Here is a 23,717-nt window from a genome sequence, read left to right as displayed (position 1 = left end):
GAATTTATTATTTTAAAAAATAACCAAAGGAGGAAAAAAGATGAAGAAAGTCGTATTGATAGCATTTACACTGATTTTAGTGACGGGGATGTTTTCAGCGGGTTTAACAGAGGTGTTTGATACAGCCAAAGCAAGTAGTACAATATACAAAACTGCGCAGCTCGATCTCGAAAAGACTAACCTCGACTACAACAAGGCTAAGATAGAGGCAACGAACAGAAAGTTAGAATTAAGTGGGGAATTAAGTTATTACTCAGGTCTTTCAAACTACAATGCTTCTATGAAAGATTACTACGGTGACATAGTAGACAGAGTGTTGGATGTTTACGTAGAGGAAATAAATGTAAAAACTGCGGATTTGCAGTTAAAAAACGCCCAGATAACTTACGATAATAACTCTGAATTGTTCAACAACGGATTGATCTCAGAAGATGATCTTAAAAGTTCTGAACTTGATGTAAGTGATGCACAGAACAATTTGGAAAGTGCAAAATTAAATTTAGAAACCGCCCAAGATAACTTAAAAGAATTATACGAAGGAGATTATAGCCAAATAGAAATAAACATTCCTACGTATGAAGGCATATTCGTGAGTGATCAAGAATATTTAAACAACAACTACAACTTAAAACTTGCACAAATAAACGTAGATATTTCACAATACGATCTCAACAACTTACCTGCCAACGCATCATCTTACGATAAAAGGATAACAGAGATAACCCACCAAAAAAATATCTTAACTTTGCAAGACACTCAAGATACATTGATTGAGGCACATAAAACAACAAAAAATAGTATCGAAACTCTTTACAAAAATCTGAAGAACTCAGAAGAAAGAATGAGCTTAACTCAAAGTACATACAAAGACACAATGGATAGATTCAATAAAGGATTGGTATCTGAATTGGAGTTAAACACTGCGAACATAAACTATCTAACAACACAAAAGAATTATTATGAAAGTGTGAGAAGTTACATAAAAGCATACATCAACTACGTAATAGACACAGGAAGGAGCCTTGAGGAGGTAGGATTGTGAAAAAACTTATAGTTTTAGTAATAACCCTTCTCGTAGGAATCCTGAGCATATTTGGGATGACGTTCGAAGAGTTATACGAACAAAACTTAGAGAAAAGTTCATCATATATGCAAGCAGAGTTGAACTTAAGAAGCGCGCAATTAGAGATGAATAAAATAGATAACTTCTTTGTTCCATATTTAGGAATATCTGTTGATACAATAGAAACAACGATAGATCCCTCTGGAACAGGAATAACCGTTGGTGGGTTGGTTTTTGATTTTAAAGAAGAAGAGGAAGGATATATAAAAAGTTACGTAATTTCTTTGGATGTAAACTTCTTAGAAGTATGGGGAGCAAAGGTAGGTGCCTCGTTTCCTTTTACTTTAAATACAGATGAATGGACGATAGACACTCCTCAAGCAACAGAGATAGCAATCTCCTTATCGCGTGATCTAACAATCATTGACAGGGCGGAAAGGTTGAAAACTGAAAGCAGTTACTACGATGCACTCTCTAGATACTACATGGCTCAAACAAATGAACTCATAACTACGATCGAAGATATATTCACCAGACATTACAACGAAGAGATGATTCAAACGTACCAAGATGAAATAGAAATATTGAACCAACAGTACAATTTATCAACCGATGAAGACGAAAAAGAAGGCTTAGAAAAACAGATACTAACTGCACAGAAGAATTTAGAAACTCTAAGGGCAAGCAACGCACCCTTAGAATATTTTGAATACACAGATGATTTGTATCTTCAAACAAAAGATACGGTAGAAAGAATAATAAACGAAAATCAAAACTACCCAACGAATGTTGAAGAAAGGTTAGATTTAAAATCGTTGCAACTCCAAGAAGAGGCATCGGAAATAGAAAGTAATTTCTGGTTCATTCCTTACCTGCCTTTCAATACGATAAGTGTGTCTATGAATCCATTTTTTGAAGAAGGAGAAAATTTGATTGATAATTTGAGTATAAGTGTAGGATTTCAATTAGCTATATTAGATAAAGGAGAAAGAAAGTTGGCGTCTGATACGATGAAAACAAACGTTTCTGCTTTGACATACGACGAAAGTATAATAGAAACTGAAAATGCGATAAGAAATTTGGAAACAACAAGAAAAACTTTGAATTATGACGTTAAAATAAAACAAATAGATTTAGAAAACGCTATGGAAGATTACGATAGAAATAAAGAATTAAATGATCAAGGATACATAACGAAAGAAGAATTAAAATTATCAGAAATATCGTTGAGAAGGGCACAATTAGCTAGTGAAAAGGTGGAAAACGACATTCTGACAAACGAATTAAGAATAATGCAGCAATACTATGTGGACATATGGGGTGATATAAATTGAAAAAAAGAGGAAAGGTAACGATATGGACAATAGTGATAGTAGCTATAGTCGTAGTAGTTGGGATAATATTTTTCCCAAGGCAAAGCTCACTTACAACTTCTGAATCAAGTGGATTACCTTCAATATACTTAGAATATGAGGTAAAATCAGATGGTGTAGGAGATTCGATCGAAGTGGTGGGAAACATAACCGCTGAGATTGAATCAGTGATTCCAAAAGTTTCTGGGGAGATAGTTGAGGTATACGTAGAAAAAGGAGACGAGGTTGAAGAAGGGCAGATATTAGCTAAAATAGACGATCTTGACTATCAAATAGCATATTTGAATGCCTTAAATGATTACGAATCATCAACCAACGTAGGTGAACGGATGAAAGAAGTAAAGAGATTACAGTTGGAAAAAGCAAAGAAGAATTTGGAAGAAACTGAAATAAAATCTCCCGTTTCAGGGATAGTAAACACAGTAAATATTTCGAAGGGAGATATGGTTGGGACAACATCCGCTATTTTGACGATAGTGGACAGAAGTACAATAAAAGTTGAAACTGCTGTTGATGAAATAGACTTCCCGCTTATAAATGAAGGGATGGATGCAACGATAAGAATAGATCCTTTGAATCTAGAAGAACCGGGCAAAATAACATGGATTAGTCCAACTACTCAAACGGATATGGGCGTAGTTGTTATACCCATTGAGATTGAATTTACACAAAATAATGCTCAAAATCTCTTAACTCCAGGAATAACGGCGGATGTCGAAATAGTTACCTTAAAATTGGAAAACACTGTGGCAGTACCTAAAGATGCCATTCACGAAGGGGCTAATGGAACAAAAATAGTATACAAAAAAACTTCAGAAGGTGGTATGGAACCTGTTCAAGTACAAACTGGGAAAGAATCGGATAGCATGATAGAAATAACCCAAGGTTTAAAACCGGGAGATAAGGTATTGATATTGCCATCTCAAGAGGAAGCACAAAGAATAATGCAAAATTATGGTATTCCAATGGGGATACCCATGGCTCCAGGTACCGTACCACAAGGCCCTGGCGGAGGTACTGGAAGAGGTGGATTTTGATGGCGGTAATGGAACTGAAAGAGGTATGGAAGATATACGATGTAGGAGAAGTGAAAGTTGAGGCACTACGTGGTGTATCTTTTGGTGTTGAAGATGGCGAATATGCAATAATAATTGGACCTTCAGGAAGCGGTAAATCAACTTTGTTACAACTGCTAGGTTGTTTGGATAAACCTTCGAAAGGACAGATATACATCGAAAATGTGGAAGTGTCCAAAATGAAAGATAGAGAATTGGCAAGGGTAAGAAACAAAAAGATAGGATTTGTATTTCAAAGTTTCAATTTACTGCCAAAATTGAGTGCATTAGAAAATGTTGAACTTCCTTTAATATATGCAGGTGTACCTCAGAAAAAAAGAAGGGAGATAGCAAAAGAGCAATTAGAGTTAGTAGGGCTAGGTGACAGAATAAATCATAGGCCAACTCAACTATCGGGTGGGCAACAACAAAGAGTAGCAATAGCAAGGGCTTTAGCTAACGATCCAGCATTTCTTTTGGCGGATGAACCGACTGGGAATCTTGATACTAAAAGTGGAGAAGAAATTCTTCAAATATTTAGGAAGTTAAACGATATGGGTAAAACGTTAGTCGTTGTTACTCATGACTTAAAAATGTTGGATGAAGGTTCCAAAATAATAAGATTGTTGGATGGGAAGATCCAAGCGATTGAGGTGAACACAGTTGGAAATACTTAAAGAGACCTTTAGATCTTTGCGTTCTAACAAGTTGAGAACGTTTCTTTCAATGTTGGGAATAATAATAGGTGTTGGTGCGGTAATGACGATAATTGCCATAGGTGATGGGGCAAGGCAAGAAATAAACAATACCGTTTCTTCTCTTGGATCAAACATTATTATGGTTAACTCAACTGTGTATTCCAGATTTTCATCCCAGCCACTTGAATTTCAGGATGCTATTAACATTAAAAATATGGTTCCACAAGTAAAAGATGCCACGGGTGTTTTGAATTCAAATCTGACAGTAGAAAGTGGTGGTGAAACCACTTCTGGATCGGTATTTGGAGTTATGACTAGTTTTTTTGATATAATGAATTTAGAGGTTGCTTCTGGAAGAAGGTTAGAGGAAACTGATGAAGAAGAGTTAAATTCAGTTGCCGTTATAGGTTATAATATAGCTAATGAATTATTTGGTAGTCAAAATGTTGTTGGTGAACGAATCAATGTTATTCAAAGTGGAGATTCTGGTAGTAGAAAAGTTTCTTTTGAAATAGTTGGCGTTTTGGAAAAAACAGGCAGCAGATTGTTGTTTAATGTTGATGATATGATAATACTCCCACATAATGTAGCAGATTATAGGCTGTTTCATATGAATGGAAGAACGAGTTCTATTTTTGTATCAGCAGTGGATGAAAACTCTGCACAGTTGGCAACTATGGGGACCGATTTTTATCTTTATAGAAAATTTGGAGATTCTGATAAGTACAGTATATTAAGTCAAGATGCTATTTTAGAAGCTGTAAACCAAATAACTGGTATAATGAATGTGATACTTGTGGGAATAGCGGCAATTTCTTTAGTTGTAGGTGGAATAGGAATAATGAATATTATGCTCGTCACCGTTAAAGAAAGAACCAGAGAGATAGGTATAAAGATGGCTATTGGAGCCACAAGACATAGGATTTTGATGGAATTTTTAGTTGAGAGTATAGTTTTAACGGTCGTAGCTGGTATAATAGGTATGATATTAGGTGGGTTCCTTTCTGGTTTGATAGCATACTTTGGTAGAGCTTTTGGATTAACGGCGGTTATTACCTGGAAATCGATCGCTTTATCATTTGGGATATCTGCAGGAATAGGTCTATTCTTTGGTATATACCCAGCAAATCAGGCATCAAAGTTGAGTCCAATAGAAGCGTTAAGATACGAGTAAAGAAGGTGTTTTATGTGGAAGATGTAAATTTTCCGAAAGCGTTTTTGTGGGGAGTAAACTCCCCTTTCTTTCCTCTTTTGGAAAATTCAAGGGAAGAAACGAAACAACGAATATTTGAAAATGCAGAAAAAGACTTAAGCGAACAATTATCCTTCTTGAAGAGTTTGAAAATTAACTCTTTTAGATTCAATTTAAATTGGGATTTGTTGTATCTTGATCCTTTTTATTCTTGCACCATGTATGATAATTTTATAGAACAACTACGTCAAAGGGAAATTGAACCTATAGTAAATCTCATCGACTTTGATGTTCTTTCGTACAATCAAAAAGAAATTATTGATACTATAGAAAACGAAGAAAATATCTCGAAATTTATAGAAATTATAGAAAAGATTGTCTTCTCTTTTAAATACAAGGTTCAATATTACATTATTTTGAATCATACAACCAAATACCTAAAAAGAAGATTTTTCAAAGGTACAGATGTTGATAAGACCGAATTAAATGAAACGGTTCAAAATCTTTTAAATTTTTACGATAAGAGTGTTCGTATTATAAAAAGTATTAACCCTTACGCTAAAGTATCGGTAAGTGAGGAATTCAATGTCGAGGAAGAAGAACAGTTAGATTTTGTTTTTTCTTTTATCGATGTAGTTGTTAAGGGGAAAAGCCCTTTTTTTGAAAACATGGCTTTTAAAAAGTCTGAAATAGATTTTATCGGGATAGATTTCAATGATTTAACTTCAAATTCAGAAGAATATGCTTCTTTAATAAAAGAGCTTTCAAAAGAGAAGAATAACATTGATCTTGATGAAGTAATAAAAAGATTTTCTTCTAAATATTACCTGCCTTTTCTAATAACTGAGAATATATCAACTGTTGAGGACGATAGTTTAAAAAGCCGTTATTTAGTTAATAATTTATACAAGATTAATCAATCTTTGGAAAGTAATGTGAAAATTTTCGGATACATCTACAATTCCTTAAGTGATATTAAAATCAATAATCGTCTTTTAAAAACAGGTCTGTACAGAATAGACGATAAAAATAATTATATCAGTTTAAGAAACTTTGCAAAAGTCTATTCCAATATCATAGAAGATAATAGCATAAACGAAAGATACCTAAAATATATTGATTAGCTTATCGTAAAATTACAGATGCAGTAACTTGATTTCAAGGATACTATCATTCAATTCTATTTCTGCATATTCACCTTCGCAAAAAGCCCCTGGATTCAATATCAAAGTATCCTCTATTTCATATTTCTCTTGATAATGCGAGTGTCCAAAGACCATCAAATCGATCTTTTTATTAAAATATTTCAACAGTTTTTCAGGTATTGCACGACCAGTTTGATGACCGTGGATAAGACCTATTTTTTTGTCAAATAATTCTAAATACAATTTTTCGGGGAGTCGATTTTTTATATAAAAATCGTCCATATTTCCATACACAGCATGAAGTATGGGCTTTTGATTTTCTAAGTAATTCAGTACTTCGATATCTACGATGTCTCCAAGTAAAAATATTTGATCATAAAACCCAAAGTTTAATTTGTCTAGGCTTTTCAAGTCTGATTTTATAGGAATATGTAGATCGCTAATTACAAGTATTTTCAAAGGGTGACCACTTCCACTATATTTTTCTCATATGGAGGTCTTAGGACTTTCTTTTCGGTAATTATCGCTGTAACTAATTCATTTGGAGTTACATCAAAAGCAGGGTTGTATACATTTACATCGTCTGTCACTAAACGAGTTTTATGGCAAAATCTGACCTCATTATGATTCCTTTCTTCGATGGGAATACCTTCCCCATTTTTTGTTTCTATGTCTATAGTTGAAAGTGGAGCTGCAACATAAAAAGGAATACCATGCTTTTTTGCAAGAACAGCTACAGAATAAGTTCCAATTTTATTAGCAACATCCCCATTACGTGCGATTCTATCGGCTCCTACTATTACAGCATTTATTTTTCCTTGTTTCATTACCCAACCTGCCATGTTATCTGTAATTAGTGTAGTTTTGATACCACTTTTAACCAATTCCCAAACGGTTAATCTAGCTCCTTGAAGGTATGGTCTGGTTTCATCTGCATAGACCTGTATATCTTTTCCATTTTCAACAGCTGCTCTAATAACCCCTAAAGCGGTTCCATAATCAACTGTTGCTAATGCTCCTGCATTGCAATGTGTCAAAATGGTGTCCCCGTCGTTTAACAAAGACTCTCCGTTCTTACCGATCTGTTTATTTATTTCAATATCTTCGTAGGCGATTTTCAGTGCTTCTTCTTCTAATATGGTGACAAGGTCATTTATTTCTTTTGTGGGAAGATTATCTTTTAAAAGTTTATCCATCCTGTTCAACGCCCAAAATAAGTTTACGGCAGTGGGGCGAGTTTTAGATAAACTGTTTTTTACTTCTTCTAATTTGTTTAAAAATAGATTTTTGTCAGAAAGATAGGAAAACTCTTTTGCCCCTAAAACAAAGCCAAATGCTGCGGTTGCTCCAATAGCAGGAGCTCCTCTTACTACCATGTCTTTTATTGAATTGGCAACGTCGAGATAATTTCGACATTCTACATACTTTTCTTCAATAGGTAAATACCTCTGATCTATCAAAATTAGACTGTTACCTGTCCATTCCATTGTCATAGTTTTTATTTTTTCCATTTGTTGCCTCCTAAACATTTTGATTTTAAAATCTCTAAAGCTTCTTTCAGCGCTCCTTTGCCGAACGTTAAGGGGCAAGCCCCTTAAGAACCCCAAAACCTAATTTTGTTTTAAAAAAATTTTTTTGCACAGAACAGCAAAAGGGCAAGCCCCTTAAGAACCCCAAAACCTAATTTTGTTTTAAAAAAATTTTTTTGCACAGAACAGCAAACGGGTAAACCCCTTAAAACCCCAAATCCAAAATCAAAGTTTTTTGCATAAAACGGCAAACACTCCCCACCCATAAGGAAGAACAGAAAGCTTTAGCCCCTTAACTAAATAATTTTTTTGTAAAAAAAAGGGGCAATGGAAGTAAAACCAAAGGCTTTATGATTGAAAATTCTTTCCGTGGAACCAACAAATAATACTCCGCCAGGATTCAAAGCATCATAAAATTTTTTGTATAATTTTTCTTTAGCGTCGTTGTCAAAGTATATGACAACATTTCTACATATAATTAAATCAAAATTCTTTTCAAATTCGTCAAATAGGAGGTTTATTTTATTGAAAGTAACGTTATTTTTGATGGAATCTTTTATTTCGTATTTATCTTCTCCTGTTTTTGTGAAGTACTTTCTTATGTATTCGTCGTTTAAGTTTATTAAACTTTTTTCATTATATATACCACGTTTGGCTTGCTTTAAAGCTCCCTCGTCAAAATCTGAAGCGATTATTGTTGATTTGCTAGAGATGCCTAATTCATTTAATATAATAGCAAGTGTGTACGGTTCCTCCCCTGTAGAACAACCAGCGCTCCAGAGTTTTATCTTTGGCTTGTGGTTTTTGATGAATTCGGGTATTATTTCTTGTTTTAAAAATTCCCACTTCTCTGGGTTCCTAAAAAATTCCGTGACATTGATTGTGAGCTTATCTAAAAATTCGAGCCATTTGTCCTTATTTTTCTGTAATAATTCTAGATACTCCGAATACGAATTGACACCATATTTTTTGAGTAATATATCCGTTCTCCGTCTTACTCTGTGTTGTTTGTATCCAGAAAGATCTAGATTGAAATGGGTTACCAACTTTTTCAAGAATAATTTATAGTCTTCGTCATCAAAAGGGGAAGAATAAAATTCTGACATCTTTTTCCTCCAAATTTAGTTATTTTCACCTAAAAGTTCTACATAGAAAGAAACTCCTATTCCAAGATTGGAATAAGTAAAAAATAAATTTTTGGTAACAGGTATTCGAAAATAGAAATTTTCATCATTTTTATCGAAATATATCGAATCAACCCAAAGAGATTGGGTGCTTGCATTGTACTCCAATAAAAAATCTTGGTTCAAAATATAAACAGAGTCAAGAGCATTATCATCTAAAGAAAAAAGTAAATCTCCGGCTCTAAAATAATACTTCATAATATCTTCAAATCCTAGAGATATGCCCAAGTTGTTTGGAGTTGCTAAAGTCATGGCAACTTTTGATTGAGAAAGGTCTGTAACCTCAGTCCAAAAGGACATGTTAAAAAGGGATTCTTTAAAGATAATCCCAATTTTCAAATCATTGAAGGTTAGTACAAAATAATCGTCCAATACCATGCTAAAACTATCAAAACTTTCTGTTAAAAAGTATGGGTCTTTTCTATTTCCGGGATTTCTATACGAAAATTCGAAGCCTGCTTGATCAAATTTGAAATAATTAATTACGTTATCTACGTTCGATAATTTAACTTCGTTTTCTAAAGATTCAAAGTCAAAACTAAACCTAGTTTCGTAAATATCTTCAAACTTTAAATCAAAAATTAATTCGTTTTTTAAAGATTGAGTAAAATCACTTAGAAAAAGTACCTTAGAGGGACTAGAGGCAAAATTCAAGGTGGAGAATATTAATGTAATTAATATAAGTACTAAGGGAAATCTTTTCATTTGCAATTATCCTTTCCCAAATAATTACCAAATAATTTAAAATGGGGACTTTCGTCCCCATTTATGGGCTCTTAAATATTTGCAGCAAGTCTTTCCATTACTTCATCGTCGATCTCGTAATTTCCGAATACTTCTTGGACGTCATCCATATCATCCAAGGCGTTTAACAATTTTAATAACTTTTCAGCGTCTTCATCAGAAAGCTTAACGGTTGTTTTAGGCAAAAAGGTTAATTTTTCAGAGACGGTATAACCTGCTTCTTTTAAAGCATTTCTCACCTGAGTCAGATTTTCCGGGGCGGTTATAATTTCTAAAGGATCGGTGTTTTCATCTAAATCTTCTGCGCCAGCTTCAACCGAAAGTAACATTAGCTCGTCAATATCTTCAACTTCTTCTTTGGGGATGGTTATTAGTCCTTTTCGTTCGAAATTCCATGAAACAGAACCTGATTCTGCCAAAGCTCCTCCCCATTTTGAAAGAACATGGCGAACTTCTTGAGCAGTTCGATTCTTGTTATCGGTTACAACTGAAATTAGGAGTGCAACTCCGCCTGGACCGTATGCCTCGTACATTATTTCGGTGAGTTCTTCACCCTCTAATTCACCGGTTCCTTTTTTGATAGCTGATTCGATCTTGTCTTTAGGCATGTTAGCTGCTTTGGCGTTTTCTACCGCGGTTCTTAAGCGTGGATTAGATTCTGGATCTCCTCCGCCTTCTCTAGCAGCTATTGTAAGCTCTCTGATGAGTTTCGTAAACATTTGGGATCTTTTTGCATCTTGTGCGCCCTTTCTGTGTTTAATATTTGCCCATTTATTATGTCCTGACATAATATTCAACCTCCTCACAAACAATGAATAAATTATTTTTATTGCGGTTCTTTGAGCCAATTAAATTTTTGACAAAAACTATTATACTTTTAAGGATTACATAAGCATTTTTGTTTTTTATCAATTTAATTGCTATTTTTTAACTTTTATGAGAAATTTGTTGTACTTATAAATTCTTTCACCATTATTTTAACATTTTTTATTTGGAAAAACAAGCAAAATATTTTTTATAATATAATTTATTACTCAAATTTTCAAAAAATATAAATCAAAATATGGTATGATATCCTCAGACGTTAAGGGGTGACCCCCTTAAGATTCCCGTACATCATTTGCTTCGCAAATGAGAATTTGGAAGTTAGTTCTAAGGCATTATAAAGAACCATTTTGCATAAAGCATCAAAAAAACATCGTTTGCACAATACAGCAAACAAGTGGAGGTGTTTTTTTATAAAGAGTTTCATTATAGGCTTTTTTACCGGAATGGTAATTTTTTTAGCTTTATTCTTCTATGTATACGATTATTACAACGATTCTACATCTATTTTTCTTGTTGATCCAAAGTACAACACTTATCTATTCGATAATGGAGAACAAATACTTTCTACAAAATACAAGTATGTTAAGTTAGACGAGATGCCTCCAGAATTAATATACTTCCTTTTGTGGACGGAAGATAGGGAGTTTTACGAACATAATGGAATCAATGTTAAGTCTTTAACCAGAGCAGCATTAACAAACATAAAGAACTTTTCTATAGTCCAAGGTGGGAGCACCCTGACTCAACAGCTTGCCAAAACTGTTTATCTCACAAATGAAAGAACTATTAAGAGAAAAATAATGGATATTATGCTTGCTTTTTTTCTGGAACGGTCTTATACTAAAGAAGAAATTTTGGAAGCTTATATGAACAGTATTTATTTGGGGAACGACATTTCAGGATTTGGGGCTGCAGCAGAAAGATATTACGGAAAAGAGCTACAAAATTTAAGTTATGAAGAGATGCTAGTTTTAATAGGGATCATAAACGGACCAGAAGTTTACAATCCCTATAAATACCCAGAAAGAGCTAAAAATCAGGGGATGATAGTTTTAAATTCCTTGCCTAATAATTTCGTAATAGAAGAAAAAGAGGTCATTAAGGAAAAAATAGAAAAGATGGTTTTTTACCCTCAGACCTACGATGAAAGGTATTTAAATTTAATTTATAGAATAAAAGCAGAGGAAGAAGATATAGGTTTAAAAGGTGGTGGTTATACTATAAAAACCACCTTTAATAAGAATCTATTTGATACTGTTACTGTAGACTCATCAACGTCTGCAATTGTTATCAACAACAAAACAGGTGAGATATTAAGTTTTTGGGGTGGAGAATACGATGTTTTTTATTCTCAACAACAGGTTGGTTCTGCTATTAAACCATTTTATTATCTTTTGGCTTTGGAAAATGGCTATGATAAAGATACAACACTTCCCGATCAGCCTATGAAATTTGGTGATTGGGCTCCAGAAAACTTTGATAAAACATATAGAGGAACGGTCACTTTAGAAGAAGCGTTAGTCGATTCTATAAACATTCCATCGATCTACCTTGCTTCTCATATAGATATATCTCCTCAAAGGTCTATAGAAACTATTAAAAATTTTCTTTCAAATGTAGTAGGAGTTCAAGGTAAATATCCGAATGATTTAACTTTAGCGTTGGGAACTTTAGAGACAAGTCCATACGAGTTCACAAAAGCTTATTCAATCTTCCCAAATTACGGTATCATTCCATCATCGTACATAATTTCAGAAGTTTACGATAAGAAAGGGAATTTAATATATAAAAGATATCCAAATGTTGAAAGAAAAATTGAAGGTTTTTCCAATGATTCATATGCCACAATGAATACTTTGATGAGAAAAGTCGTACTGGAAGGAACAGGTCAAAGAGCAAACGTCTTAGATTTGGATTTACATGGTAAAACTGGAACTTCTGATTTATCAGCATGGTTTATGGGTTACACCGGTAGTGAGGTGTTGTCCACTATGGTTAAAGGAGAAGATCTTCTATCTTCGTACAACGCTGTTCCCTGGGCAAGAGAAATTGCCACTTCTTTACTTTATTATGGTCAAAGTGAAGAGGTTTATGTTTATCTGAGTTTAGAAAGTATACAAGAAAGTATTTCTTTTTTTGAAAGTCCTATTGATTTCGTTTCCACAGGAGGAAACATTGTGGGATATTTAAATTCGGTCAAGTTAGATTATCCGTTTAAAGAACTTGAAAAAAAGATAAATGAAGCCTTGAGAGAAATTCAATATCTTTATCCTGATGTGGCGAAAGAAATCGAGCAATGGAAAAAAGAGAATCTGACGGATTTCTTCCAAGAACCATTTTCCTTCATTCAAAACGGTTACGATTTGGAAAGTTACTTGAACGGCATCAATATTGATAAAGATGTGCAAGCACAATTACGGGAGATTTATAATCAAATAAAATATATTTATCCGGATCAAGCTGAAGTAATTAAAAAGTTCTTACAGTAAAAAATGTCTAGTTTTATTTTTTTAAAATTAACAATTAATTAATACTACCCGTTTATTTAGATGGTAAAATAGGCAAATGGATTTTAGAAAATTTTGAGAGATCGGAGGTGCAAAAGTGTACGCTATAGTTTATTTTAATGGTAAACAATACAAGGTAGAAAAAGATCAAGTGATTTACACTGAAAAAGTAAAAGATGTGGATCCAGGTAACGAGGTAGTATTAGACAAAGTTATTTATCTAAGTAAAGAAGAAGAAAAGAAAGCTGGGAAACCTTATGTTGAGGGAGCAAAAGTGATTACCGAAGTTGTAGAGCATGGAAAAGATAGGAAGGTAAAAATAATCAAATTTGAAGGAAGAAAAAATTACAGAAGAGAAAAAGGTCATAGACAGGAGTATACTGCTCTAAAAATAAAAGAAATTGAAGGATAACGCCAATGATTACGGCAATTTATAACAATTCCGAAAAACCCAGTGTAGAAATATTTGGACATGCCGAATTTTCTTCTTTTGGTAACGATATAGTTTGTAGTGCTGTCAGTGTATTAACTCAATTTGTTGCTGAAATTCTAAAAAATGAAAGTTTAGGTCATATCGAGAAAAGAGAGGGTTATTTAAAGATTACGCTCAAGCAAGAAACTCACCTCTCCAATTTGTTATTAGATTACTTGCTAAAAAGTTTGGTTGCCATATCTAAAGATTACCCAAGAAATCTCAAAGTGGAGGTTAGATAAGATTATGAAAATAGATTTACAACTTTTTGCCAAAAAAAGTTCTGATGTAAATAAAAAAGATAGCAACCCCAAGTATCTTGGTGTGAAGGCTTCTGACGGTAAAAAAATTAGGGCCGGTACCATAATTGTTAGACAAAGAGGCACTAAGATTCATCCTGGGGAAAACGTTGGAATAGGAAGAGACTTCACAATATTTGCTAAAACTGACGGTGTCGTTAAGTTCAAAACTAAAAACAACAGGAAGTTCGTAGATGTTTATGCCCTAAAGGACTGATTCGTTTATGCATGGTAGAAGGGTAGCAATTGTCGGGATTTTTGGGGCACTCTCATTTCTTTTGACTTTTATAGAATTTCCAATAATACCTTTATTGCCGTTTTTAAAATTTGACCCCAGTGACAGTTTGATTATTTTGGTTACAATGGGCTATGGGTTTTTCCCGGGTTTCTTCACTCTTGTAATAAAAAGCTTTTTATTTATTTTCAGAGCCGGTGATGGTGGCTTAATTGGCATATTGATGAATTTTATTGCTGGAACCGCCTTTATAACCACTTTGTATGTATTAAAAAATTTTGTTAAGTTGAACAACTGGATTAATTACGTAATTTCTTCTTTACTGACGGGGGTTGTAGCGTACGGGTTGAATTATTTTGTAGCGATACCAGTTTATACTAATCAACCAACATCACAATTCGTTAGCAACATAGGCATAAGTTTGCAATTGTTTTTTTTACTAGTTCTATTGTTTAATTTCATTAAGTTTTTTGTGGATTCGTCTATTTCGCATTTTTTATTGAAAAAAACTAAAATAACAAGTTTCGCTCAAACAAAATCAGAAGAATGAGGAGGTTTTTGAAATGAATTCTAAATTAGTGCAGCCTTCATATACCGCTAAGAAAGAAGATATAAAAAGAGAATGGTTCTTGATCGATGCAAAAGACTACACACTAGGAAGACTGGCATCGAGGATTGCAAAAATACTACAGGGGAAACACAAACCGACCTATACACCATATATAGATAGTGGGGATTTTGTTGTTGTAGTGAATGCGGAAAAAATAAAACTTTCGAAGGACAAAAAAGAAAACAAAATATACAGAAGATACAGTGGTTATCCTGGAGGGCTCAAGGAAATTTCTTTTGAACAGATGCAAAGTAAGCACCCTGAAAGGATAATTCAGCTAGCTGTAAAAGGTATGATGCCCAAAACTATTTTAGCCAAGCATATGATGAAGAAACTAAAGGTATATGTTGGTCCTGATCATCCACACCAAGCTCAGAATCCAAAAGAGATAAAAATAGAAAATATTTAATCAGGAGGTATTCGAATGGCAGAACTTATCGAATATTACGGTACCGGGAGAAGAAAAACAGCCGTGGCAAGGGTACATTTAAGGCCAGGCAACGGTAAGATAAAAATAAATGGAAAAGAATACAAAAGTTTGGTAGAATATTTAAGAGGCAACGAGGTATGGGAAATAGAAGCTTTAAAACCACTCACCGTCACATCTACAAATGGACAATTTGATTTAGTTATAAGGGTTAATGGTGGAGGATTGAGTGGCCAAGCTGGTGCCATTAGACTTGGAATTGCCAGGGCTTTACTTTCCTACGATGAATCCTTCAGACCTATTTTGAAGAAAGAAGGTCTCTTAACTAGAGATCCAAGAGAAGTAGAAAGAAAGAAATATGGTTTGAGAAAAGCTAGAAAAAGAGCTCAATTTTCAAAAAGATGAGTACTGTTTTATCTGTTTCGTATTTTTAAGGAATAGTGAAGTTTATGAGCAGAAATTATGATAGTCTGAAAAAAGTAATTGACGAAATTAAAAATAAAGTTGATATAGTTGATTTCGTCAATTCTTATTTGTCTCTTTCTAAAAGGGGAAAAAATTACACAGCTTTATGCCCCTTTCATGCAGAAGATACCCCATCTTTTTATATATTTCCTGAAACCCAAACCTTCCATTGCTTTGGATGTGGAGCTCATGGTGATGTGATCACTTTTTTGGAAAAGTATGAACAAATTAGTTTTTTGGATGCCTTAAAAAAAATAGCTACTTATGCGGGAATTGAATTAGATATAACTCAAAAAGAAAAACCTGTGGAGATAATTTTTAATGAAGAAGTTTCCAAACTTTATAACTATAATCTTCTCAACCTCTCTTCTAATCATAAAGTTTGGCAGTATTTGAAAAAGAGAGAGATAACTAGAGAGTTAGTAGAAGAATTTGAATTAGGGTTTGCCACGGGCTCAGAAATTCAAAAAGTGATCGAAGAGAATCTTTTTGATAAAGACATTGCAAAGAATACTGGTTTGTTGATCAATGGAGAAAAAGAGTTTTTTTATAATCGTTTAATTATCCCAATCAGGAACAATGTTGGAGAACTAGTGGGCTTCGCTGGTAGACAAATAGAGGAAGAAACGAATTCTCCTAAGTATCTGAATACTCCTGAGAATAAATTTTTTAAAAAGTCTAAAATACTTTACAGGTATTATAAAAACAAAAAATTCATAAAAGAAAATGATTTTGTAATATTGGTCGAAGGGTACTTTGATGTAATTTCCATGTACAAATTAGGTTTCAAAAATGTTGTAGGAATTTTAGGTTCTGCCTTTACAAAAGATCATGCCCTTGAATTACTGAAAGCAACTAACAAAGTAGTTACAATGTACGATATGGATGAATCTGGTCAAAAAGCCACTTTATCCACCATAGATGCTTTATTTGCTAAGGATTTCCAAATAGCAGTTTCAAAGTATCCTACTAAAGATCCTGACGAACTAACCAAGAAGCACGATAACAAATACATCGCCGAAATATTAAAAAACTCCTACAAATTTCATGAGTTCATCGTTGATTATTATTCAGAAAAATACGATTTAAGTAATGAATTTGCTTTAGAGAAATACTTAAAAGAGATGTCAAGATGGTACAAAAAATTTGAAGATGTTGGAAGAATAAGTTATTTACAAAGTTTTATTGAAAATATTTCAAAAAAAACGGGAAAAGGTACCGAGTATATTCAAAAAATACTAGAAAGAACTTCTGCACTAATACCTGTAAGCTCTGCTTCAAATGAGTCTAATTCTCAAACGAAAGATACTCTTTACGTAGAAAAGGATATAAGATACGATATTGCGAAATCTTATTTATACCTATGGATTAAATATCCTCACTATAGAGAGATACTCAAAAATTATTTCAGCGAGGAAGATTTTTCTAGTCAGTTGCTCAAAGAATTTTTTACTTTAACCTCACAAAGTTCAGATATTGGGTTTCTACTTGAAAATTCTTCAAAAGAACTAAGTGAATTGATAGTAGAGGTTTGGAAGATTGAATATTTTTTTAATCCTGAGAGGATTCTTTCTTCTTTAAAAGAAAGTATTAGGAGAACAAAAATAAATGAACAAATAGAAGAGTTGAAGAAAAAACTTCATGAAACAAAAGATCTTTCGGAAAAGACGAATATTACGTCTCAAATCATACAACTTTATTCAAAATTAAAAATAGTCAATTGAATAGTGAACTACACACTTTAAAATTAGAATTTTATTTGTTTATTAAGCGATCTAATAACGTTCCCTGTCAACTACCCCCGTCTAAAGACGGAGGCTTGAAGCCTCGGAGTTGACCAGCCTAAGTTCGAAGACAGCCTCACGGCAAATTTGAAGAACTACGTTATTCTGGTCATGACACCTTGGAATGCTGGAGCCAGTTCCAAGCCCTGTCGTTCAACATTAAACAGGTATACGGGGTTGAAACCAGTGTGTTGAATGTAAAAAGCCAGAATAACATTGGCGAGGCTCACTTTAACCCGAAAGGGAGAGGAAGGTAACTTCCATGGAAAAGGAATCTGTACAACGAGTTTTTGTATTAGATAAAAACAAACAACCACTTATGCCATGTCATCCTGCTAGGGCAAGAGAGTTATTGAAGAAAGGTAAAGCAGCAGTATTTCGATACCATCCATTCACAATTATTCTAAAAGATCGTGAAGGCGGCGACACGCAACCTATACAGGTTAAGATCGATCCTGGAAGTAAGATCACTGGAGTTACTTTAGTAGGCGATTTTAAGAACGGTAAGAAAGTAATTTGGGGTGCTGAGATTCATCACAGAGGTCAAAGTATCAAAAAAGCATTAGATACTCGTAGAGGTGTAAGACGTTCACGAAGAAACCGAAAGATAAGGTATCGTATAGCAAGGTTTGACAACAGAAAACGTTCAAAAGGTTGGTTACCACCTAGTCTTATAAGCCGTGTAGAAAATATACTCACATGGATTAAACGTATTCGACGCTTTTCACCAATTACAGGTATTTCATTGGAATTAGTACGTTTTGATACTCAAAAACTACAAGATCCAGAAATTAATGGAATAGAGTATCAACGAGGAACGTTGTATGGATACGAAATAAAAGAGTACCTTCTTGAGAAATGGGGTAGGAAATGTGTATATTGTGGTAAAGAGAATGTACCGTTAGAAATAGAACATATCGTACCTAAATCTAAAGGTGGAAGTGACAGGATAAGTAACCTTACATTAGCTTGCCACGAATGCAATCAGAAGAAAGGTAATCAATCAATTGAAGAATTTTTAACAAATAATCCAGAAAGGCTGAAACAGATCAAATCAGAATCAAAGAGACCACTCAAAGATACAGCAGCACTCAATGCTACACGTTGGTATATATTCAATCAATTACGAGGAAACAGCCTCACGGCAGGTAAGGAAGAATTACCTATTGAAGTTGGAACAGGAGGACGAACAAAGTACAATCGTGAGACACAAAACTATCCTAAAAAGCATTGGATAGATGCAGCTTGTGTTGGAGAAAGTGGTCAAAACGTTCAAATTGAACCTGATATGCAAGTTTTAGAGATCAAAGCAATGGGTCATGGAATGCGTAGAATGTGTTTTGTAGATAAATACGGATTCCCAAAAAAATATCGTCCAAAAGAACGAACATATATGGGATACAAAACAGGCGATATAGTGTTGGCAGTTATACCAAAAGGAAAAAATATGGGTATCCATATTGGACGCATTGCAATACGACATAGGCCAAGCTTTTTATTAAATGGTGTTGGTGATGTACATCCAAAATATCTTACATTACTACAAAAAAATGACGGTTATGGATATCAAATATCTTAAAAGGAGGAAAGATTCTGCGTTCCTCTCACCATTAAAGTGGTGAGTCCCCTGCAGATTTTTTTATGGAAAAGCTTGAGAAAAAGGTGGATTTTTCAGAATTAATAGAAGAAATTGAAAAAATTGAGATCGTTGATCAAGATAAAATAAGGGTTAAAAGAGACAAAGAATGTTATATAGAAGAACTTGAGAGAGGTTTAGAAAAACTTATTGAAATAGCTAAAGAGAAGAACAATACCATAACTTATCGAGATATAGATGAATGCATACCTCATAACTTATCTGATGTGATTGACGGCAGCTTTTTAGATAAGATCCATGAAAAGCTCGAATCAGAAGGGATAGAAATTATAGAATCCTCCCAAGAGGACCAAATCCAAGAGGAAGAAGAATTTTTTAACGATGGGTTAGAGGAGCTTTTTCAAGAAAGGGAATCTCAGATATTCGACAACTCTGCCGTAAATGAACCCATAAAGATTTATTTGAGAGAAATAGGGGGAATCAAACTTTTAACTCCCTCCAGGGAAAGGCAGCTTGCTATAAGAGCTAAGAAAGGCGACAAAAAAGCCAAAGACGAATTGGTGAAGGCAAATCTAAGATTGGTGATTAGTATAGCCAAAAGATACACAGGAAGAGGATTAACCTTTTTGGATTTGATTCAAGAGGGGAATATAGGTTTAATTAGAGCCGTAGAAAAATTTGACTGGAAAAGAGGCTTTAAATTCTCAACCTATGCTACTTGGTGGGTTAGGCAAGCTATCACCAGAGCTATAGCCGATCAAGCTAGAACAATTAGAATACCTGTTCATTTGGTTGAATCTATAAACAGGATGAACATAGTTATTAGAAAACACCTCCAAGAAACAGGTGAATACCCCTCTACCGAAAAGTTAGCAGAATTACTGGATAAACCTTTAGAAAAAATGGATGAAATTTTATTGGCAACTAAAGAGATCATTTCCGTTGATGCACCAATAAGTGGTTCTGATGATGAAGAAGCTTATATAGGTGATTTTTTAGAGGACTCTGAAGCTGATCAACCAGAGGAAATTGCGGTGAGAATGATACTTAAAGAAGAAATTGAAAAAGTTTTGGAATCTTTAAGGCCCAAGGAAGCTACGGTGTTAAAAATGAGATATGGCTTGCTTGACGGTAAAATGAAAACACTGGAAGAGGTTGGAAACTTCTTCAACGTAACAAGAGAAAGGATAAGGCAGATTGAAGTAAAAGCCTTAAGGAAGTTAAGGCATCCCTCCAGAAGCTTGCAATTAAAAGAAATAAGCGATATGATAGAAAAGAAGGACATATAACGGGAGTGGAAATAAATGGCGAAAAACAAGGGGAATGATTTCCTCTTTTTGGGAGAAAAAAACACCCCGAAGGGGGTTCAAGGAAACACCCCGAACGAGGTTGAGGAGAACACCCCGAAGGGAGTTCAAGGAAACACACCGAACGGGGTCAAGGAAAAATTCCCCTCCTTAAGTGGCGGAAGCCCGTCATCTTTATTCGAAAATGAGTTGGATGAAGAACAAAGAGAAGCTGTCATAAAATCAGAAGGAAGATCGATAATAGTTGCGGGTCCTGGCTCTGGTAAAACTAGAGTAATAACCTATAAAATTGCTTATTTGTTGAATAATGGAGTTGAACCTGAAAATATTTTGCTAGTTACATTTACTCGAGCTGCAGCAAGGGAAATGATAGAAAGGGTAAAAAATGTAACCAACAGAAACATGGATAAAATGTTAGCTGGTACATTCCATCATGTATGTAATACGATTCTTAGAAAGTACGCCACGCTTTTAGACTATAAAAATAATTACAGCATTCTCGACAAAGAAGATTCAAAAGATTTGTTAAAAATGGCTAAAAGCGAGTACATAAAAGAAATCAGTGATAATTACAAACTTCCAAAAGAAGAAGTAATAATGAAAATTATCAGCTATTCATGTAACACATTGACGTCTTTAAGAGAATCCATACTTGAAAGAGCCCCATATTTGTTGAATTTTGAAAGAGACATTGAGCAAATATGGAGTATGTATGCTCAATTAAAAAAAGATATGAATGCGATGGACTATGATGATCTGTTAGTAAATACTTTAGTTTTATTCAAAACTCATCCAGAAGTACTAAACAAGTGTTCAAGCCAATTTAAATATGTTTTAGTTGACGAATTTCAAGATACCAACAAAATTCAAATAGAATTGGTTGAAGCTTTATCCTCTGTTCATGGGAATCTGATAGTTGTTGGAGACGATTCTCAAAGCATATATTCATTCAGAGGAGCTTTATTTAAAAACGTAAAAGATTTTATTGAAGATGACAGAACGAAGGTTTTCAAAATACAAAGTAATTATAGAAGTACCTCTGATATAGTTGGTTTGATTAATCACCTAATACCTTCTAATTCTGTTCCTAAAGTCCTAAAACCTAAGAGAAAAAGTTATTTAAAACCTTTCGTTGTGGAAACTTTTGACGATTTAGAACAAGCAGATGCCGTAGTCAAAATCATAGAAGATAAATTAAAAGAAGGTTTAGATTACAAAGATATCGCTGTGCTATATAGATCACATTCGTTATCTATGGTGTTACAACAAAAATTGGATTCAAAAGGTATTCCTTACAGAATACTATCAGGATTGAGATTCATCGAAACAGCGCATATAAAAGATATATTGGCTTTTTTAAAGATATTAAACAATCCTTTAGATAAGATTTCGTGGATGAGGGTTTTAAAATTATTTCCTGGAATTGGTAACAAAACTGCCTCTAAGATCTATGAAGCGATTGAAACTGGAATAGGGAAAAGCCCCGAGCGGGGTCAAGGAGAAGAAAACGATAACATCTCAAATATATTGAAGGAAACTGAAATAAATAAGTTCAAAACACCCTTGGAGTTATTAACAAAACTTTTCGATAATAAAGAAAGTAGTCCTGATGAGTTGATAGATACCATTTATAAAGATTTCTACCAAGAATATTCTTTCTTAACTTATGCAGATTCTAAATCAAGGAACATGGATATTGAAAGATTCAGTGAAATTGCCAGTCGTTATGATTCAGTAAGTGCTTTTATAGAAGATTTGACGCTTAGTGAAGAGATAGGAGTAATACCTGCGAGTAGGGATAAAGATGAGAATAAGTTAACGCTCACAACGATTCATGGGGCTAAGGGATTGGAATGGAAAGTAGTTATTCTCATATCGGTGAATCCAGGAGATTTTCCCAACGGACTTGCAATTAAAGAACAAAAATTAGATGAAGAAGAAAGGCTCTTCTATGTTGCCATAACAAGAGCAAAGAATGAATTATACATTTTGAAACAGCTAACCGGTACAACCAACCCGTATCTAAAAAATTCATTTTATTTTGTAAAAAAAGAAAACGATTTTATCAAAAAAATTCCGGAGGAAACGGTCAATCGTTTGAAAATCAAATATAAATAACCGTAAATTATTTAAATTGTTATATTTAATTAATTTTTAATTAAGGTCCAATAATGTAAAATATCCACTGGCGTTTTCTTATTTTTTCAAATATACGAAAAATATATATTACACTAATATAAATTAAAATAAAGCAGAAGGAGGTGAACTCTCATTTTTGAGGGCATTTATTTAATGGCTTCCCTTGAAATGAGAGAAATCTAAGTGCCAACGATTAATCAATTAATAAGGTACGGAAGAACATCTGTAAAGAAAAAGACCAAATCTCCTGCATTACGAGGTAACCCTCAAAAACGAGGTGTTTGTGTAAGGGTTTCAACTATGACCCCGAAAAAACCTAATTCAGCTTTAAGGAAGATTGCAAGGGTTAAGCTATCGAATGGAATCGAAGTAACTTGTTATATACCTGGAGAAGGTCATAACCTACAAGAACACTCTAACGTTTTGGTAAGAGGTGGAAGGGTAAAAGACTTACCTGGTGTTAGGTATAAGATAATCAGAGGGACTTTGGATGCTGCCGGTGTTGAAGGTAGAAAACAAGGTAGAAGTAAATACGGTACCAAAAAACCCAAGGCTTAATAAGGAGGCTCTTTACTGAATGAGAAGAAGAACTGCTGAAAAAAGAAACATAGTTCCAGATCCTATTTATGGGGATATTTTACTTTCCAAATTTATAAACAGGTTGATGTATGATGGAAAAAAATCTTTAGCACAACAAATAGTGTATTCTGCTTTGGAGAGGTTGGCTGAAGCTACAAAAGAAAATCCAATAGAGGCTTTTCATAAAGCGATAGATAATGTTAAACCTGTGGTAGAAGTAAGATCAAGAAGGGTGGGGGGTTCAACATATCAAGTACCTTTTGAAGTACCGGAAAACAGAGCCACATCTTTAGCAATAAGATGGATAGTTACCTCTGCACAATCAAAAAAAGGCAGAGATATGGTTAGTAAATTATCTCAAGAACTGATAGACGCCTACAACAATACGGGACCTTCTGTGAAAAAGAAAGAAGACGTTCATAGGATGGCTGAAGCAAACAGAGCTTTTGCACATTTCAGATGGTAGTTTAGCAGCTTAGTAGGAG

The 23,717-nt window shown here is 34.0% G+C and carries 24 protein-coding genes; 19 read left to right on the top strand and 5 right to left on the bottom strand.

Annotated elements, in window-relative coordinates; all coding sequences use genetic code 11:
* Positions 1-40: 40 nt before the first annotated feature.
* Genes X925_RS02035 through X925_RS02010 form a run of 6 tightly spaced genes read left to right on the top strand, consistent with a single transcriptional unit; the run spans position 41 to position 6,505 of the window.
* Positions 41-1,042, top strand: a complete 1,002-nt coding sequence (locus tag X925_RS02035; RefSeq protein ID WP_121958982.1) for a TolC family protein — start codon at positions 41-43, stop codon at positions 1,040-1,042.
* Complete coding sequence (locus tag X925_RS02030) at positions 1,039-2,397, top strand: TolC family protein (protein WP_121958981.1); 1,359 nt, start codon at positions 1,039-1,041, stop codon at positions 2,395-2,397. Before X925_RS02035 ends, X925_RS02030 begins: the two co-directional genes overlap by 4 nt.
* The gene (locus tag X925_RS02025) at positions 2,394-3,473 is read left to right on the top strand and encodes an efflux RND transporter periplasmic adaptor subunit (RefSeq protein WP_012208642.1); all 1,080 of its coding nucleotides are present in this window, start codon (positions 2,394-2,396) and stop codon (positions 3,471-3,473) included. Before X925_RS02030 ends, X925_RS02025 begins: the two co-directional genes overlap by 4 nt.
* Entirely contained in the window at positions 3,470-4,168 is a 699-nt protein-coding gene (locus X925_RS02020; RefSeq protein WP_103065594.1) for an ABC transporter ATP-binding protein, read from the top strand. The genes X925_RS02025 and X925_RS02020 overlap by 4 nt, the downstream gene beginning before the upstream one ends.
* Entirely contained in the window at positions 4,155-5,363 is a 1,209-nt protein-coding gene (locus X925_RS02015; protein ID WP_103065593.1) for an ABC transporter permease, read from the top strand. Before X925_RS02020 ends, X925_RS02015 begins: the two co-directional genes overlap by 14 nt.
* Positions 5,364-5,377: 14 nt before the next feature.
* Positions 5,378-6,505 carry a family 1 glycosylhydrolase gene (locus X925_RS02010; protein WP_158245384.1) on the top strand — a complete coding sequence of 376 codons (1,128 nt, stop codon included), beginning with the start codon at positions 5,378-5,380 and terminating at the stop codon, positions 6,503-6,505.
* A gap of 12 nt (positions 6,506-6,517) precedes the next feature.
* On the opposite strand, the gene X925_RS02005 is transcribed toward X925_RS02010, so the two are convergent.
* The 5 genes from X925_RS02005 to X925_RS01985 all read right to left on the bottom strand — a co-directional run bounded on the left by X925_RS02005 (position 6,518) and on the right by X925_RS01985 (position 10,771).
* On the bottom strand, positions 6,518-6,985 hold the full coding sequence (locus X925_RS02005; protein WP_121958979.1) for a metallophosphoesterase: 468 nt from the start codon (positions 6,983-6,985) through the stop codon (positions 6,518-6,520).
* Positions 6,982-8,037, bottom strand: coding sequence for an S-methyl-5-thioribose-1-phosphate isomerase (mtnA, locus tag X925_RS02000; RefSeq protein WP_121958978.1), 1,056 nt, complete (start codon positions 8,035-8,037; stop codon positions 6,982-6,984). Before mtnA ends, X925_RS02005 begins: the two co-directional genes overlap by 4 nt.
* 314 nt (positions 8,038-8,351) lie before the next feature.
* On the bottom strand, positions 8,352-9,161 hold the full coding sequence (locus tag X925_RS01995; protein ID WP_121958977.1) for a protein-glutamate O-methyltransferase CheR: 810 nt from the start codon (positions 9,159-9,161) through the stop codon (positions 8,352-8,354).
* A 15-nt stretch (positions 9,162-9,176) separates the two neighbouring features.
* The gene (locus X925_RS01990) at positions 9,177-9,944 is read right to left on the bottom strand and encodes a hypothetical protein (RefSeq protein WP_121958976.1); all 768 of its coding nucleotides are present in this window, start codon (positions 9,942-9,944) and stop codon (positions 9,177-9,179) included.
* A 71-nt stretch (positions 9,945-10,015) separates the two neighbouring features.
* On the bottom strand, positions 10,016-10,771 hold the full coding sequence (locus X925_RS01985; protein ID WP_103065587.1) for a YebC/PmpR family DNA-binding transcriptional regulator: 756 nt from the start codon (positions 10,769-10,771) through the stop codon (positions 10,016-10,018).
* 483 nt (positions 10,772-11,254) lie between these two features.
* Here X925_RS01985 and X925_RS01980 point away from each other — a divergent pair, with 483 nt between their 5' ends.
* The 13 genes from X925_RS01980 to rpsG all read left to right on the top strand — a co-directional run bounded on the left by X925_RS01980 (position 11,255) and on the right by rpsG (position 23,698).
* Complete coding sequence (locus tag X925_RS01980) at positions 11,255-13,300, top strand: transglycosylase domain-containing protein (RefSeq protein WP_121958975.1); 2,046 nt, start codon at positions 11,255-11,257, stop codon at positions 13,298-13,300.
* A 115-nt stretch (positions 13,301-13,415) separates the two neighbouring features.
* The gene (gene rplU / locus X925_RS01975; RefSeq protein WP_012208632.1) at positions 13,416-13,730 is read left to right on the top strand and encodes a 50S ribosomal protein L21; all 315 of its coding nucleotides are present in this window, start codon (positions 13,416-13,418) and stop codon (positions 13,728-13,730) included.
* Between the two features lie 5 nt (positions 13,731-13,735).
* On the top strand, positions 13,736-14,032 hold the full coding sequence (locus X925_RS01970; RefSeq protein ID WP_121958974.1) for a ribosomal-processing cysteine protease Prp: 297 nt from the start codon (positions 13,736-13,738) through the stop codon (positions 14,030-14,032).
* Positions 14,033-14,036: 4 nt separating this feature from the next.
* Positions 14,037-14,306, top strand: coding sequence for a 50S ribosomal protein L27 (gene rpmA, locus X925_RS01965; protein ID WP_121958973.1), 270 nt, complete (start codon positions 14,037-14,039; stop codon positions 14,304-14,306).
* 7 nt (positions 14,307-14,313) lie between these two features.
* Positions 14,314-14,874 (top strand): ECF transporter S component, encoded by a 561-nt coding sequence (locus X925_RS01960; RefSeq protein ID WP_121958972.1) that lies wholly within the window; start codon positions 14,314-14,316, stop codon positions 14,872-14,874.
* A 13-nt stretch (positions 14,875-14,887) separates the two neighbouring features.
* Complete coding sequence (rplM, locus tag X925_RS01955; protein ID WP_012208628.1) at positions 14,888-15,343, top strand: 50S ribosomal protein L13; 456 nt, start codon at positions 14,888-14,890, stop codon at positions 15,341-15,343.
* A gap of 15 nt (positions 15,344-15,358) precedes the next feature.
* Positions 15,359-15,766: a 30S ribosomal protein S9 gene (gene rpsI, locus X925_RS01950; RefSeq protein WP_012208627.1), complete on the top strand. Its 408-nt coding sequence runs from the start codon at positions 15,359-15,361 to the stop codon at positions 15,764-15,766.
* A 44-nt stretch (positions 15,767-15,810) separates the two neighbouring features.
* Positions 15,811-17,550 (top strand): DNA primase, encoded by a 1,740-nt coding sequence (dnaG, locus tag X925_RS01945; protein WP_121958971.1) that lies wholly within the window; start codon positions 15,811-15,813, stop codon positions 17,548-17,550.
* Positions 17,551-17,872: 322 nt separating this feature from the next.
* Positions 17,873-19,189: an RNA-guided endonuclease IscB gene (gene iscB, locus X925_RS01940; protein WP_012208625.1), complete on the top strand. Its 1,317-nt coding sequence runs from the start codon at positions 17,873-17,875 to the stop codon at positions 19,187-19,189.
* A gap of 62 nt (positions 19,190-19,251) precedes the next feature.
* Positions 19,252-20,496, top strand: coding sequence for a sigma-70 family RNA polymerase sigma factor (locus X925_RS01935; RefSeq protein ID WP_012208624.1), 1,245 nt, complete (start codon positions 19,252-19,254; stop codon positions 20,494-20,496).
* A gap of 15 nt (positions 20,497-20,511) precedes the next feature.
* The gene (locus tag X925_RS01930) at positions 20,512-22,632 is read left to right on the top strand and encodes an ATP-dependent helicase (protein ID WP_121958970.1); all 2,121 of its coding nucleotides are present in this window, start codon (positions 20,512-20,514) and stop codon (positions 22,630-22,632) included.
* A 204-nt stretch (positions 22,633-22,836) separates the two neighbouring features.
* Positions 22,837-23,211, top strand: a complete 375-nt coding sequence (rpsL, locus tag X925_RS01925) for a 30S ribosomal protein S12 (protein ID WP_012208622.1) — start codon at positions 22,837-22,839, stop codon at positions 23,209-23,211.
* Positions 23,212-23,230: 19 nt separating this feature from the next.
* Positions 23,231-23,698 carry a 30S ribosomal protein S7 gene (gene rpsG / locus X925_RS01920; protein ID WP_012208621.1) on the top strand — a complete coding sequence of 156 codons (468 nt, stop codon included), beginning with the start codon at positions 23,231-23,233 and terminating at the stop codon, positions 23,696-23,698.
* Positions 23,699-23,717: the final 19 nt, after the last annotated feature.

The sequence above is a fragment of the Petrotoga sp. 9T1HF07.CasAA.8.2 genome, assembly GCF_002895585.1.
In the GTDB taxonomy this organism is placed as follows: domain Bacteria; phylum Thermotogota; class Thermotogae; order Petrotogales; family Petrotogaceae; genus Petrotoga; species Petrotoga mobilis.
This window is presented reverse-complemented; position numbering and strand designations above follow the sequence as displayed.